We start from the raw sequence: 14,155 nt of genomic DNA on the forward strand, positions 1-14,155 counted from the left end.
CAGCGTTTGGCGCCTCTATCGATAAGAAAAGGAGCCTGCAATGGCCAAGGTGGCAATTTTCGTCGACGTCCAGAACGTCTACTACACGGTGCGGGAGGCGTATCGACGCCATTTCGACTACAACGCGTTCTGGGCAGAGGCCACGGCTGGCAGGGAAGTCGTCACGGCCATTGCCTATGCCATCGACCGGGGCGACCGGAAGCAGCGCGAGTTTCAGGCTATCCTTCGCGCCATAGGATTCGAGGTGAAGCTGAAGCCATTCATCCAGAGAGCGGACGGCACCGCAAAAGGCGATTGGGATGTCGGCATTGCCCTCGATGCCATCGAATACGCCGAGCAGGCGGATGTCATCGTGCTGGTCTCGGGAGACGGCGATTTCGACCTGCTGGTGGACAAGCTCCGTCAAGTGCACGGCAAGAGGGTCGAGGTCTATGGCGTGCCGCAGTTGACGGCAGCTTCGATAAAGCGAGCGGCGACCGAGTTCAAGCCGATCGGGGAAAAGCTTCTGTTGTGACATGACTCTTCGTCCTACGGCGCCACTACAGGAATGTATCGCATGCAGGAGGCAACGTGCCGGAATTGGTAAAAGCGGTTGCAGAGTGGGGAGTGACGATCACCGAGATCGTCGGCATCCTGATTATCGTCGGATTTGCCTTATATGCCCTGGTGGTTGTACCGCTCCTTCGGTTGAAGCATCACCAAGCCAACGAGATCTATACCGAGGTCCGTCAACGACTTGGTAGAGGTATCCTGCTTGGCCTGGAATTTCTCGTGGCAGCAGACATCATTCATACCGTGGCGGTGGAGCTGACCTTCGAGACGGTAGGCATACTCGCCATCATCGTGCTGATACGCACCTTCCTCAGCTTCACGTTGGAAGTCGAGCTGTCCGGGCGCTGGCCGTGGCAGAAGAAGGAGTAGGCATGGCCCCGCCACGGCGAACGTCGGCCGAAAGCCTCGTATCTCGGCTGCTCTAAGCTGGCCCTATGCCAGCTTCTCGGTGCATGGACGTTACCTCTAGCCAACAAGAGGCCTCGCATGAACGTATTCAAGACAACAACGTTAACCAAGCCTACCGCCGACGAGCTCCATACCTTGTTCCAGCAGACGACCTGGGCGGCGGACCGCACCCTTGGAGACATCGAAGCGATGATCGCACGCCTCGATGTTTTCGTCTGCATTCGTCAAGAAGGCAAGCTGGTGGGGTTCGCAAGGGCCCTTACTGACGGTGTGTACCGCGCCCATCTCGACGACATCGTGGTCGACGCCCAGGTGCGGGGGGCAGGGCTGGGGCGGTCGCTGGTCGATTCACTTCTGAAGCAGCTCTCCCGCGTAGAGGAGGTATTTCTCAATGCCGGGGAAGAACTGGTGCCATTCTACTCAAGAAGCGGCTTCAAGCTCTTCGAGGGACGAACCATGGTACTTACCCGATCGCAGTCAAGCGATGCCTGAGCAGCTATCCGGGAGCGTTATCGGCTAGCACCGTCCAGGTATCTTGGTGTCGAATGGCTTGCCGGCCATTCCAGCGAAGGGTACTGGGCAGGGAAGACGGCGAAACCGACATGGACAAAGACTTTGCGGGCTATGCTGGACACCCTTCGGATGGCATTCTTGAAAACCTCAGCATCCAGAACAATGTGCATGAGGGCCATTTGAGTACAGCGAAACACATTCTCGAGCAGCTTGCCGGCTGCTTACTTCCCGACTGGCAACTCGTCGAACCTCTGCTTCGGCGCAAGACGTTACAGCCCGGCGATGCCCTCTTTCGGGACGGCGTCGTCCACCCCTTCGTCTACTTCGTGGAAAGCGGGATCATCAAAATGATCTACGAAACCGATGAAGGCGATGCCTGGGTCAAGGCTTTTGTCGCTGAGAGCAGGTTTTTTGCCAGCCTTGCCGCGCTTTCACCGGGCGGGGTCACCAGCTTCAGCGCCATCGCGGCCTGTCCGGCTGTGGTCGAATCGTTGCCCTATCAGATCCTGGATCAGCTCGCCGACAGGCACCCCCAATGGCAGCGCGCCCTAAGGCGCTCGTTCGAGCTCTATGGCTTTCGCAAGGAATGCCGCGAACGCGACCTGCTGACGCTCTCCGCCGAGGAGCGCTATCGGCGCTTCATCGAGGAATACCCTCACATCGCCGCGCGCCTGGCCGACCGGGACATAGCCGGCTACGTTCGCGTCACCCCGGCGTCTCTTAGTCGAATCAAGGCGCGAATCAGGCAGGCTCATACTCGCGTATGAGCTCGATAGTCATAATTTGCTCTGTTTCCCGGCCTCGCTATGTCAGAGTCATGGCTAGTGAGGCGAGAACCTGCACGGACGCGTCCAGCGATATGCAGAGGCCATGAATCCATGAGTATCGGTGCCGCAGAGTTGAGCGTGGATACCGCCATTTACAAGACGCTGCTGGAGTCTACCCAGGCCATCCCCTGGAAGATCGACTGGCAGACGATGCGCTTCGCCTATGTCGGCCCGCAGATCGAGCGCCTGCTGGGCTGGCCCCAGGGTAGTTGGATCGGTATCGACGACTGGGTCGAGCGCATGCACCCGGAGGACCGCGAGCGGGTCGTCGGCTTCTGTGTGGCCCAGTCCAAGGCGGGAGTCGACCATGAGGCGGATTACCGCGCGCTGAAGGCCGACGGCAGCTACGTGTGGATTCGCGACGTCGTGCACGTGGTACGCAAAGACAACGGTGAAGCGGAAGCGCTGATCGGCTTCATGTTCGACATCAGCGAGCGCAAGAAGAATGAGGAGAAACTGCTGCGGCTCCAGCGTGAGCTGGAGGAGCTCTCCTATCAGGATGGCCTGACCGGTGTCGCCAACCGGCGCCTGCTCGACTCCATACTGGAGTCGGAGTGGGCGAGTGCTCGGCGCTCCGGCCAGCCTCTATCGTTCATCATGCTCGATATTGACTGCTTCAAGCAGTACAACGATCACTACGGTCATCTCGCAGGCGACGACTGCCTGCGCCGCGTGGCGCAGATACTGGGCTCGTCGGCCGTGCGGCCGCGCGACCTGCTGGCGCGCTTCGGCGGCGAGGAGTTCGCCCTCGTGCTGCCCGAGACGGACCAGGAAGCCGCCTGTCAGGTGGCGGAGCGCTGTCGAGCCGCCCTCAGTGACGAGGCCATTCCTCATCGCGCTTCCGATGTCTCTCACCTCGTCACCGTCAGCATGGGAGTGGCCACCGCTAATCCAGCGGATGGCGGTGGTCAGGCCTCGCTGATCGAAAAGGCGGATAGGCTGCTTTACCGGGCCAAGCAGGGTGGGCGCGATTGTATCGTTGCGGAGGGAAAGCTGTAGGGGCAGCTTCCGTCCGGTAGAAGTGCCTCGATGCAGGCCCCTCGCGAGGGGCCTGCTGGGATCAGTCAGCATCGGCAACCGTAGGATACGGATTATCCGGCATAAGCGTGCGCGGCAGTGCAGGACGCCGTGTGTCTTCCTTGGGGCCGTAGTACTCGGCAAGGTAATCGAGGATGGTTTCCTCGGTCTCGGCTTCGAACTCCCATAGCCCCTGGGTATCCTGCATCCAGCGGATCAGACTCTCCCAATGGTTGCGGGTCCCGCTGTTCTGAGTCACCAGGTTGGCCGAATGGCAGGCGGTGCAGTTGTTGCGCACCGTCTCCCATCCTTCGGCTTTTATCAGACCGGTATCTGAATCGGTTTCTTGAGCCGGCGCGGCAATCGAGAAGCAGAAGATGGCGGCACCAAGGGGCGTGATGACAAGCCTGTTTGAGCGCTTCATGGATACCCCCCTAGGTAACCTGAACCGCTATGCGGTGGCAGGCATTGTTGAGGTAGCCCTTGGGATTCCATCCCGGTACCACCATGGGCTGAGATCTCCCTTCCGAATCGGTGGCTTTGGCCCAGACCTCATAGTAGCCGGGTTCCGGAAACCCCACCGTGGCGATCCAACGCTGCCAGGCCAGTCGATTGGGAGGCGGCTGCAGGTCAGCCTTCTGCCAGGTGGTGCCGAAATCGATGGAGACATGGACTTCCTCTACCGAAAGGTCGCCTGCCCAGGCATGGCCACGTACCGTCAACGATTCGCCAAGAGCATGCTCGATACCCGAGCGAGGGTACGTCACCAGCGACTTCACCGGCATCGATTCGATGGTTTCGAAGTCCTCGTCGGGCACCACGCTGCCCGGAGCCACCGGATATTTGGGCATACTGTAGGAAGGCGGCGCCATCTTGGCACCATCATGCTTCTGGTTGCGAACCACGATCCGCTTTAACCATTTGCCGGAAACGGAGCCTGGCCAGCCGGCGCAGACGAGCCGCAGGGGATATCCGTTCAAGTGGGGGATATCCTCATCGTTCATTGCCCAGGCGATCAGCGACTCGTCTTCGAGCGCCTTCTCCATGGGCACGCCGCGCGAGATCGCTTCCTTGTTGGGATCGCCACTGGCATGACGGTCGGTGCCGTAGTAGCCGATGTAGACGGCGTCATCCTTGATCCCACAGGCTTCCAATACATCGCGCAGGCGTACGCCTGTGAACGTCGGGCAGGCCACCGCGCCGGTCGTCCACTGGTTGCCGCTGGCCGAGGGTACGTACTCGCTGCGGCCATTGCCGCCGCACTCCACTTGTAACTGCAGGGTGTGGTGTTCGAAGCGCTCCTTGAGGTCGGCGATGGTGAAAGTTTGAGGGTTCTCGCAGGACTCGCCGGCAATCTCCAGCTCCCAAGTGTCGGCATCGATGCTTTCCAACTCGGGGGGAATGCCGTTGTTGCGCACGAACATGTGCTTCGCCGGCGTGATGTCGTCATCGAGCAGGTGGGCCGGGGTCTCTGCATTGATGGGGCGATCATTGAGTACAGTCAGGCCCTCCTTGCCCTCGAGCGTGAAGGGCTCGTCACTCTGTGCCAACGCGGCTGGGATCAGCCCACCGGGCATGCGGTCGGCAAACGGAATGGAGCCACCCACGGCAGCGGCCATGGCCAGCAGGCTAGAGCGCTTTAGAAAACCACGGCGAGTCAGTGGATCGACTTCGCGGCCCCACAGCAGGCGATCTGCCGCTTCGGGATCTTCTGCGTAAAGCGCGTGGATGCCTCGGGTTCGGTTATTGGTAGGAAGTTTCGTCATGGCGCTGCTCCAGGCAGGCCTTGGCGCCGAGCTCCCTTGTGCGCCGTGCCGGAATTGTCGTTGTCGTGATGGAGTTGTCCTTTACTCCTCGTCTTTCGTTATTCCAGATTAGCAGTAAACTCTGGAAGCAACTGGCAAGTCGCACTTAACTTGATGTTCGTCATGATGGCCCTTCGGGAATTCGCACTACGCTTCGATGACCACACGTCATAACCCATGACAGGCTGTCACCCAGGAGGTGGGCGATGCGGCTGTCCCCGACCCTGCCAGATTATGCTGCTGCACGGGCGTCGTTTAACTGGAGCGATGCCCGTGCACAGCTCAACGGAATGCCTGCTGGGATCAACATTTCCCACGCGGCTCTCGACCGCCACCTCGGTACGCCCACTGCAAACCAGACGGCGATCCGATTTTTGCCCCGCGAGGGCGACCCCGTCGATATCAGCTATCGTGAGCTGGCGGCGCGGGCCAACCGCTTTGCCAACCTGCTGGCCACGCTGGGCCTGCAACCGGGTGACGGCGTCTACTGCCTGGCCCATCGCATCCCTGACCTCTACGCCGCCGCCCTGGGCACACTGAAGCACGGTGGCGTTTTCACCCCTTTGTTTTCTGCCTTTGGGCCGGAGCCGATTCGCTCACGGGTGGAGATCGGTGCGCCGGTGGCCATCGTCACCACCGAGCGACTCTATCGTCGCAAGCTTGCCGACTGGATCCACAAGATGCCCTCCGTGAAGCATGTATTGCTGATTGGTGGGGTGGGGGAGGCGCCGCGGGGAACCCTGGATGTCGACGATGTCCTTCGCGACCAGTCGGCGGAATACGCGACCCGGGCCATGAACCCCGAAGACCCGGCGCTGTTGCACTTCACCAGCGGCACCACGGGGCGGCCCAAGGGCGCCATTCATGTGCATGAGGCGGTAGTGGCCCATCACATCACAGGCCAGTACGCTCTGGACCTGCATCCAGGTGATATCTACTGGTGCACCGCCGATCCCGGCTGGGTCACCGGCACCTCCTACGGCATCATCGCGCCGCTCACCAATGGCGTGACGATGGTGGTGGACGAAGAGGAATTCGATGCCGAGCGCTGGTACCGCATCCTCCAGGACCAGAAGGTAGCGGTCTGGTACACCGCGCCCACGGCCATCCGCATGTTGATGAAGCTAGGGCCGGAGCTGGCACGTCGCTACGATCTATCGAATCTACGCTTCCTCGCCAGCGTGGGCGAGCCGCTGAATCCAGAAGCGGTGTACTGGGGCAGGGCAACGCTGGGGCTGCCCTTCCACGACAACTGGTGGCAGACGGAGACCGGCGGGATCATGATCGCCAACTTCGCCAGCATGGCGATTAAGCCTGGCTCCATGGGGCGCCCCGTGCCCGGTATCGAAGCCGGTGTGGCAAGGCGCACCAGCGCCGGTATCGAACTGATCGAGGAGCCGGACGAGACCGGCGAGCTGGTCCTCAAGACTCCTTGGCCCTCGATGTTTCGCGGGTATCTGCATGAAGAGGCGCGCTACCGCCAGTGTTTCGCCGGCGCCTGGTACCTCACCGGCGATCTGGCCCGCCGCGACGCGGAGGGCTACTTCTGGTTCATCGGCCGCGCCGACGACGTGATCAAATCCTCGGGGCACCTGATCGGCCCCTTCGAGGTAGAGAGCGTGTTGATGGAACACCCAGCAGTGGCCGAGGCAGGCGTGATCGGCATCCCCGACGAGATCGCAGGCGAGACGGTCAAGGCCTTCGTGTCGCTCAAGCCCGGCCATGAACCCGGCGAGGCACTGCGCAAGGAGATCCTTGGTTTGGCACGCAAGCGTCTCGGGCCGGCCGTGGCACCCCGTCAAGTCGAGTTCCGCGATAGCCTGCCCAGCACGCGCAGCGGCAAGATCATGCGACGCTTGCTACGGGCCCAGGAGCTGGGGCTGCCGGAGGGCGATACATCAACGCTGGAAGGAGCCCGGGAATGAGTACGCCTTCGATCGATAAACCGCGGCTGTCCCGGTCGCATCTGCTCGACCTGCTGCGCCAGATGCTGCGCATTCGCCGTTTCGAGGAGCGTTGCGTGGAGCTCTACACGCAGGAAAAGATCCGCGGCTTCCTGCACGTCTATATCGGCGAGGAGGCCGTGGGCACGGGGGTCATGTACGGACTGAAACCCGACGATGCGGTGGTCTCCACCTATCGTGAGCATGGCCACGCGCTACTCAACCGCATTCCCATGGATCGGGTGATGGCCGAAATGTACGGCAAGCAGGCCGGCTGCAGCAGGGGGCGAGGAGGCTCCATGCACCTGTTCGACGCCGCCGCCCGTTTCTTCGGTGGTAATGCCATCGTCGGCGGCGGCCTGCCGCTTGCCGTCGGCCTGGCCCTGGCGGACAAGCTCGCCGGGCGTAGCCGGGTCACTGTCTGCTTCTTCGGCGACGGCGCCGCGGCGGAAGGTACCTTCCATGAGGGCCTCAACCTGGCGGCCCTGTGGAAGCTGCCGGTGCTTTTCGTCTGCGAGAACAACCTGTACGCCATGGGCACGGCACTGCGTTACTCCCATGCCCAGACGGAGCTTCACCGCAAGGCCGAGGCCCTGGGAGTGCCTGCTGAGTATGTCGATGGCATGGATATCGCCCGGGTGGAGGCCGCCAGTGCCCGGATGCTGGAGTCAATCCGTGCCGGTGAGGGACCGCGTTTCCTAGAGTGCCGCACCTATCGTTTTCGCGCCCACTCGATGTTCGACCCGGAACTCTATCGCGACAAGGCCGAGGTGGAGGAGTGGAAAAAGCGCGATCCCATACTGCGCCTATCACAGTGGATGCAGCAATCGGGGATGTTGCACGAGGGCGAGCTCGAGGCAATGGAAGGCGTGATCAGTGAAGAAGTGGAGCAGGCCGTTGCCTACGCCGAGGCAGCGGAATGGGAGCCGGAGGCCAGCCGGTTCGAACACGTCTATCGGCAAGCGAGCGCTGCACCGATAGCGCCGCCTGCCGTCGAGCCTGAGCCTGTGGAAGTCAGTTATCGCGAGGCTTTCCGGCTCGGCCTGATCGAAGCGCTTGAGCACAACCCGCGAGCATTCCTGATGGGCGAGGACATCGGCCACTACGGCGGCTGCTACGCGGTCAGCCGCGGCCTGCTGGAGCGCTTCGGTCCCGAGCGCATTCGCGATACGCCGCTGTCGGAGAACGGCTTCACTGGCGCCGGCATCGGCGCGGCGCTTGGCGGGGCGCGGCCCATCGTCGAGATCATGACGGTGAACTTCAGCTTGCTGGCCATGGACCAGATCGTCAACGCTGCTGCCACCCTGCTGCACATGTCCGGCGGCGAGTTCAATGTACCTCTGGTGATCCGCATGGCCACAGGAGCCGGCCGCCAGGTGGCCGCCCAGCACTCCCACAGCCTGGAGCACTGGTACGCCCATGTACCGGGTCTCAAGGTACTGGCCCCCGGCTGCCTGGAGGATGCTCGCTACATGCTCTGGGCGGCACTGCAGGATCCCAACCCGGTGCTGATCTTCGAGCACGTGATGCTCTATAACCGTGAAGGGCGGCTGGACCCCTGCCCGCAGGGTGTGGACATCGAGCGTGCCGCCATCCGCCGAGCGGGTCGTGACCTCAGCCTGATCACCTACGGCGGCAGCCTGCCCAAGACCCTGGAGGCAGCCGGCGTCCTGGCCGAGGAGGGTATCGAGGCCGAGGTGGTGGACCTGCGCGTGCTGCGCCCGCTGGACACGGCGACGCTGATCGAGTCGGTCAGTCGCACCCATCGCGCCGTGATCGTCGACGAAGGCTGGAAGACCGGTAGCCTGGCAGGCGAGATCGCCGCTATCCTCGCGGAGCAGGCCTTCTGGGCACTGGATGCTCCCATTGAACGGGTCTGCACCGACGAGATCCCCATACCCTACCCGCGACATCTCGAGAATGCAGCGCTGCCCCAGGTGGCGGGCATCCTGGCCGCGGCTCGCAAGGTCATGGGGGCCACGCCGTGAGCGATTTCCTGATGCCGTCGATGGGGGCCGACATGGAGGCGGGCACCCTGGTCGAATGGTTGGTGTCACCGGGCGACCGTGTGGAGAAAGGGCAGGTCATCGCCGTGGTGGAGACTGCCAAGGGAGCTATCGATGTGGAAGTGTTCGAGAGCGGCGTGGTCGAAGAGTGCTATGTGGAGCCGGATACCAGGGTGCCGGTAGGTACGCCCCTGGCTCGCATCGGTAGCAGCGAACGAGTGGTTGCCGGGCGGCCCGGCTCCTTGCTGGAGCCAGCCGTCTTGGCCGAAACCGTTTCCGCGGAAGCGACATCCGCCGGGCCGGTAGCAGAGCCTTCTAAATTTCCGGAGTCGCCTCCGGCACCAAGCCCTCAGCCGGAAACCGACAGGGTAGCGGCCTCACCTGCCGCGAGGCGACGGGCGCGTGAACTTGGCCTGGAGCTTGGCAATATCAACGGCAGCGGCCCGGGTGGTGCCGTTGTGTTGCGTGATCTTGCCCAGGCTGCCGATGACAAGCCCAGGCATGAGCATCGGCGCAGCGGTGCCTTCGACCGCGACGAGATGCGCCAGGCCATTGCCGCGTCCATGAGTCGCTCCAAGCGCGAGATACCTCATTACTACCTCGCCACGACGCTCGACTTGCACGCTGCCGAGCACTGGCTGGCGGAGTACAACCGAGAACAGCCGCCCGAGGCCCGCCTGTTGATGGCTGCGCTGTTCATGAAGGCGACCGCCCGGGCATTGTCGCGCTACCCGGACCTCAACGGTCATTACGACGAACAAGGCTTCCACCCAGCCGAGCGTGTCCACCTCGGCATGGCCATTCATTTACGGGGCGGAGGACTTATCGCTCCGGCGCTGCGGGATGCCGAAGCGCAGGATCTGCCAGCACTGATGAGCCGCTTGCAGGACCTGGTGCAGCGTGCCCGCAGCGGTGGACTACGCGCCTCCGAACTCAGCAGTGCCACGGCCACCGTCACGGCGTTGGGGGAGCGAGGAGTGGATACCGTGTACGGGGTCATCCATCCGCCTCAGGTAGCGATGGTCGGCTTCGGTTCCGTACGCAGGCGCCCGCTGGCGGTGGGAGGCATGCTGGCGATTCGACCGGCAGTGGATGTCAGCCTGGCCGCCGATCATCGTGTCTGCGATGGCCACCTCGGCGCGCGATTTCTCAACGAAATCGATGCTCAACTGCAACATCCGGAGGCGCTGTGAACAGAGAAGAATTGCGTACCATCGTGCTCGAGGAGCTTTCCGCCATTGCGCCGGATATCGATATCGACCACTTCGATGACCGTGCCCGGCTGCGTGACGAATACGATCTCGATTCCATGGATGCCCTCAACCTGCTAACCGCTGTACACCAGCGTCTGGGCGTCAATATCCCAGAGAGCGATTACGCACGGATGCAAAACCTCCAAGCGCTGCTGGATTATCTGGAAACGCGAGTCGAAAACTGTTGAACTCCACCCTTGGGCAGCTCTCAAGTTTGCGACTCCTTCATGAAAAGGGTATAGGTGCTGCATCGACAAGCAGGACCTTGTGCAGCTATGCCTATGCAAAATCTCCAGCTCAACTGGTTGAAAACCTTCGAGGCGGTGGGTCGGCACCTGAGCTTCTCACAAGCCGCTCAAGAGCTGAACATGAGCCAATCGGCTGTCAGCCAACAGATCAAGCTGCTTGAGAACAAGCTGGGTCGGCGTCTTTTCGAGAGGCGGACACGCGCCATCCAGCTGACCGTAGCGGGACGTGCCTATCTGGGCGTGGTGCGGGAAGGGCTTGGGCACATCGAAAAAGGGCTAAACAGTATCTTCGATTCCGAAGCTCAGGGGACGCTGGAACTCAGCGTCAACAACACCTTCGCTCAGTTCTGGCTGGCACCTCGGCTGGAGAGGTTTGCCAAACTCTACCCTCATATCACGGTACGCATCTATGGCATGAACTGGGAGGCGGAATCACCCCCAAGCAGCGCCGAACTGGAAATCCGTTATGGTTCAGGCAATTGGCCTTCATATCAGGCCAAGTGCCTGCTGTCGAGAGAGATACGTCCTTATTGCTCGTTAACCCTGGCCAATCACTTGCGCGATACCGGTAACCTGCTCGAGCTGCCTTTGATCGATGTTCTTGGCACTCCCAACGGCTGGAAAGACTGGCTCACGCGACACTTGCCAGAATCCACCGAGAGTGGCCAGCTTTTCTACGTCGATAGCTATACCATAGCCGCCAGCCTGGCGATCGAGAACGTAGGCGTCTGCTTGCTCAATGACGAGCTGGTCCAAGGCTCGTATTTGCACAAGTTTCTCATGTCGCCATTCCGAGAGGGCATGGAATGCCAGGCGAGCTATTTCCTCATCAAATTGCATGAAAGGCCGCTTTCCGGCGTTGCCCAGGCATTCCACGACTGGCTGCTGAAGGAGCTCGGCTAGCGCACGGGTCGCATCAACTCTTTACTCGCTGCATATCGGGATCGTAGAACGCACGCAGCCTTGCCTCGACCTTGTACCGATGCATGGCGATTTCTATCTCGTATTCTCCGCTCTCGATCCATTGTTTCGTGATGCCAGCGGGGTTTTCGACATAGCCCATGGCAATATTGGCACCAACGTAATGACCAAACATGCCCGAGGTGGTGCGGCCTACAATTGAGCCATTGCGGTAGATCGGCTCTTCATGGAAGCTGGTGGCTTTCGGGTCGAGGAATCGGAACAATACCATCCGCTTCGTCACACCTTCCTCTTTCTGTCGGAGTAGTGCTTCGCAACCAATGAAGCCATCCGGCTTGTCGAAATCCGAAGCGAAAGAGAGCCCCGCTTCAAGCGGCGTGTCTTCCTCAGTGACGTCATGACCGTAATGTCGATAGCCTTTCTCGATGCGCAATGAGTTGAGAGCATGGTAGCCGCATAGCTTGAGATCGAAGGGTTTACCGGCCGCCATGATCCGGTCGAAGACATCCGGCGCAAATTCCGTGGGAATATACAACTCCCAGCCCAATTCACCGACATAGGTGATGCGCGAAGCACGCACCCGGGCATAGCCCAGCTCGATTTCGCGCGACGTGCCGAAAGGGAAGCCTTCGTTGGTGAGATCCTCATCGGTCAAACTTTGCAGTAGCTCGCGCGAAGCAGGGCCCATCACACCGAGCACGGCCATCGATGAGGTCATGTCGGTCACCACGACCCTTGCTTCCTCGGGGGTGTTGCGCTGCAGCCAGTCGAGATCACGTGTCTGGGTCGGCGCACCGGAGACGACTAGAAAAGCCTCCTGCGTGAGTCGAGTGACAGTAAGGTCGGCTTCGATGCCGCCACGCTCGTTGAGCCATTGGGTATAGACGATGCGCCCCGGGCTCACGTCTATGTTGTTGCTGCAGATACGGTTGAGCAGCGTTACCGCGTCGCGGCCCTGCACCAGCAGCTTGGTAAAGGAGCTCTGATCGAACAGTCCGACTTTCTCGCGCACGGCCATATGCTCCGCCGCTGACCAATCGAACCAGTTCTGCTTGCCCCAGCTGTACCGATATTCCGCTTTTTCACCCTCGGGAGCGAAAAAATTGGCCCGCTCCCAGCCTGCCACTTCGCCGAAGCACGCGTTGGCCGCTGCCAGTCGGTCATGCAGGATGCTTTTTCGTACATTGCGTGCCGTTTCGAACTGGCGGAATGGCCAATGCATGGCATACAGCAGGCCCAGCCCCTCGGTGGTCCTGTCATAGAGATAGGTGGCATTTCCCTGAAAGGGCAAGTTGCGGCGTATATCCACGTCCCACAGGTCCATCGGGGCGTGTCCCTTGCTGATCCATTCGGCAAGCACTTTGCCGGCGCCTCCTGCAGATTGAATGCCGACCGAATTGAACCCGGCGGCGACGAAATAGTTGCGCAGCTCCGGAGCTTCACCAAGGTGGTATCGGTCATCCGGAGTGAAGCTCTCAGGGCCGTTGAAGATGACCTGGAGGCCGGTCTTGGCGAGGGCGGGCACGCGTCGTATGGCGGCCTCAAGGTAAGGTTCCAGGTGGTCGAGGTCCGGCGGTAGCTCATCGAAACTGAAATGCTCGGGGATACCCTCGTGTCCCCACGGCTTGGCATTTGGCTCGAAGGTACCAATCAGCAACTTGCCGGCATCGGTCTTGAAATAGTTGCAGTTGTCGAGATCCCTTAGGGTAGGCAGTTGGGTCGCCAGGTCAGGCATCGCTTCGGTGACGACATAGTAATGCTCGGCGGCATGAAGCGGGATATTGACTCCTGTCTTCCTGCCGAGGTGGCGAGCCCACATGCCGGCACAATTGACGATGTATTCCGCTTCGATGTCACCCAACTGGGTGACCACGCCGGTGGCCGTGCCATGCTTGGCCTTGATCTCGAGGACTTTGGTATTCTCGTAGATTCTGGCTCCTCCCATGCGCGCCCCCTTGGCCAAGGCCTGGGTCACATCGACCGGATTAACGATACCGTCGAGTGGGAGGTAGATGCCCCCGACGATATCGTCGGCATTCATCAACGGCCACAGCTCACTCGCCCTTTGCGAATCCACGACCTCGCAAGGGAAACCGCATAACTTGGCCATCGAGGCACCGCGCTTGAGTTCGGTGAAACGCTCCTGATGAGTGGCCACGCTCAATGAGCCGTTGCGCACAAAACCAGTGTCCTGTTGGGTTTCATCGCGCAAGCGTTCATACAGGTCGGCACTGTAGCGGGCCAGCATGCTCATCCGGTAAGTGGCTCTCAGGGTCGGCACCAGTCCGGCGGCGTGCCAGGTCGTCCCACAGGTCAGTGAGTTGCGCTCCAGCAAGATGACGTCGCGGATTCCCAGCTTGGTCAGGTGATAGGCCACACTGCAGCCTATCACCCCACCGCCAACGATCACGACGCGGGCCGAGCTCGGCACTGTCTGGCTCATGGTCAGTCTCCCCGGGTTATTGTCCTTTTGTTTCGATGCTAGGGAGCGAGCCAGGCGGAAGCCAACGATTTATCTTTGGGTGATTAATAAGCTGAGCTTATTCGTTTGACTTGCCAACCTTGCCGTCGAGCAGTCAATGTAAGCGTGGCGATGCGCATCACAGCAGCCCCTGGATTAGTTCGTTACCACCAATATTGAAAGGTTGCCTCGCGAGCCGAG

At 61.0% G+C, this 14,155-nt stretch carries 13 protein-coding genes; 10 read left to right on the forward strand and 3 right to left on the reverse strand.

The genetic code is table 11. From position 1 onward, the window contains the following. The first annotated feature begins 40 nt into the window (after nucleotides 1-40). The 5 genes from HNO51_RS08650 (at nucleotide 41) to HNO51_RS08670 (ending at nucleotide 3,299) form a co-directional block, all read left to right on the forward strand. Nucleotides 41-514: a LabA-like NYN domain-containing protein gene (locus tag HNO51_RS08650; RefSeq protein WP_197450593.1), complete on the forward strand. Its 474-nt coding sequence runs from the start codon at nucleotides 41-43 to the stop codon at nucleotides 512-514. Nucleotides 515-570: 56 nt separating this feature from the next. Beyond that, complete coding sequence (locus HNO51_RS08655) at nucleotides 571-921, forward strand: DUF1622 domain-containing protein (RefSeq protein WP_209538970.1); 351 nt, start codon at nucleotides 571-573, stop codon at nucleotides 919-921. A 117-nt stretch (nucleotides 922-1,038) separates the two neighbouring features. After that, entirely contained in the window at nucleotides 1,039-1,452 is a 414-nt protein-coding gene (locus HNO51_RS08660; RefSeq protein WP_209538971.1) for a GNAT family N-acetyltransferase, read from the forward strand. A 110-nt stretch (nucleotides 1,453-1,562) separates the two neighbouring features. Beyond that, on the forward strand, nucleotides 1,563-2,240 hold the full coding sequence (locus tag HNO51_RS08665) for a Crp/Fnr family transcriptional regulator (protein ID WP_197450596.1): 678 nt from the start codon (nucleotides 1,563-1,565) through the stop codon (nucleotides 2,238-2,240). Between the two features lie 111 nt (nucleotides 2,241-2,351). After that, nucleotides 2,352-3,299: a GGDEF domain-containing protein gene (locus HNO51_RS08670; RefSeq protein WP_197450597.1), complete on the forward strand. Its 948-nt coding sequence runs from the start codon at nucleotides 2,352-2,354 to the stop codon at nucleotides 3,297-3,299. A 61-nt stretch (nucleotides 3,300-3,360) separates the two neighbouring features. On the opposite strand, the gene HNO51_RS08675 is transcribed toward HNO51_RS08670, so the two are convergent. Both HNO51_RS08675 and HNO51_RS08680 read right to left on the reverse strand, forming a co-directional pair. Next, nucleotides 3,361-3,741, reverse strand: a complete 381-nt coding sequence (locus HNO51_RS08675) for a hypothetical protein (protein WP_197450598.1) — start codon at nucleotides 3,739-3,741, stop codon at nucleotides 3,361-3,363. A 10-nt stretch (nucleotides 3,742-3,751) separates the two neighbouring features. Continuing rightward, complete coding sequence (locus HNO51_RS08680) at nucleotides 3,752-5,083, reverse strand: sulfite oxidase (RefSeq protein WP_209538972.1); 1,332 nt, start codon at nucleotides 5,081-5,083, stop codon at nucleotides 3,752-3,754. A 245-nt stretch (nucleotides 5,084-5,328) separates the two neighbouring features. Here HNO51_RS08680 and acsA point away from each other — a divergent pair, with 245 nt between their 5' ends. From acsA to HNO51_RS08705, 5 genes are all read left to right on the forward strand, one after another. Then, nucleotides 5,329-7,047, forward strand: coding sequence for an acetate--CoA ligase (gene acsA, locus HNO51_RS08685; RefSeq protein WP_209538973.1), 1,719 nt, complete (start codon nucleotides 5,329-5,331; stop codon nucleotides 7,045-7,047). Continuing rightward, nucleotides 7,044-9,053, forward strand: a complete 2,010-nt coding sequence (gene pdhA / locus HNO51_RS20995) for a pyruvate dehydrogenase (acetyl-transferring) E1 component subunit alpha (RefSeq protein ID WP_242597235.1) — start codon at nucleotides 7,044-7,046, stop codon at nucleotides 9,051-9,053. Before acsA ends, pdhA begins: the two co-directional genes overlap by 4 nt. Next, a complete protein-coding gene (locus HNO51_RS08695; RefSeq protein WP_209538974.1) occupies nucleotides 9,050-10,264 on the forward strand; it encodes a dihydrolipoamide acetyltransferase family protein in 1,215 nt (404 codons plus the stop codon). Before pdhA ends, HNO51_RS08695 begins: the two co-directional genes overlap by 4 nt. Beyond that, on the forward strand, nucleotides 10,261-10,512 hold the full coding sequence (locus HNO51_RS08700) for an acyl carrier protein (RefSeq protein ID WP_197450602.1): 252 nt from the start codon (nucleotides 10,261-10,263) through the stop codon (nucleotides 10,510-10,512). The genes HNO51_RS08695 and HNO51_RS08700 overlap by 4 nt, the downstream gene beginning before the upstream one ends. Before the next feature lie 93 nt (nucleotides 10,513-10,605). Continuing rightward, nucleotides 10,606-11,475 (forward strand): LysR family transcriptional regulator, encoded by an 870-nt coding sequence (locus HNO51_RS08705; RefSeq protein WP_209538975.1) that lies wholly within the window; start codon nucleotides 10,606-10,608, stop codon nucleotides 11,473-11,475. A 13-nt stretch (nucleotides 11,476-11,488) separates the two neighbouring features. Here HNO51_RS08705 and HNO51_RS08710 read toward each other — a convergent pair whose 3' ends face one another. After that, complete coding sequence (locus HNO51_RS08710; protein ID WP_209538976.1) at nucleotides 11,489-13,936, reverse strand: GcvT family protein; 2,448 nt, start codon at nucleotides 13,934-13,936, stop codon at nucleotides 11,489-11,491. Between the last annotated feature and the right edge of the window lie 219 nt (nucleotides 13,937-14,155).

Source organism: Billgrantia sulfidoxydans, from assembly GCF_017868775.1.
Taxonomy (GTDB): Bacteria; Pseudomonadota; Gammaproteobacteria; order Pseudomonadales; family Halomonadaceae; genus Halomonas; species Halomonas sulfidoxydans.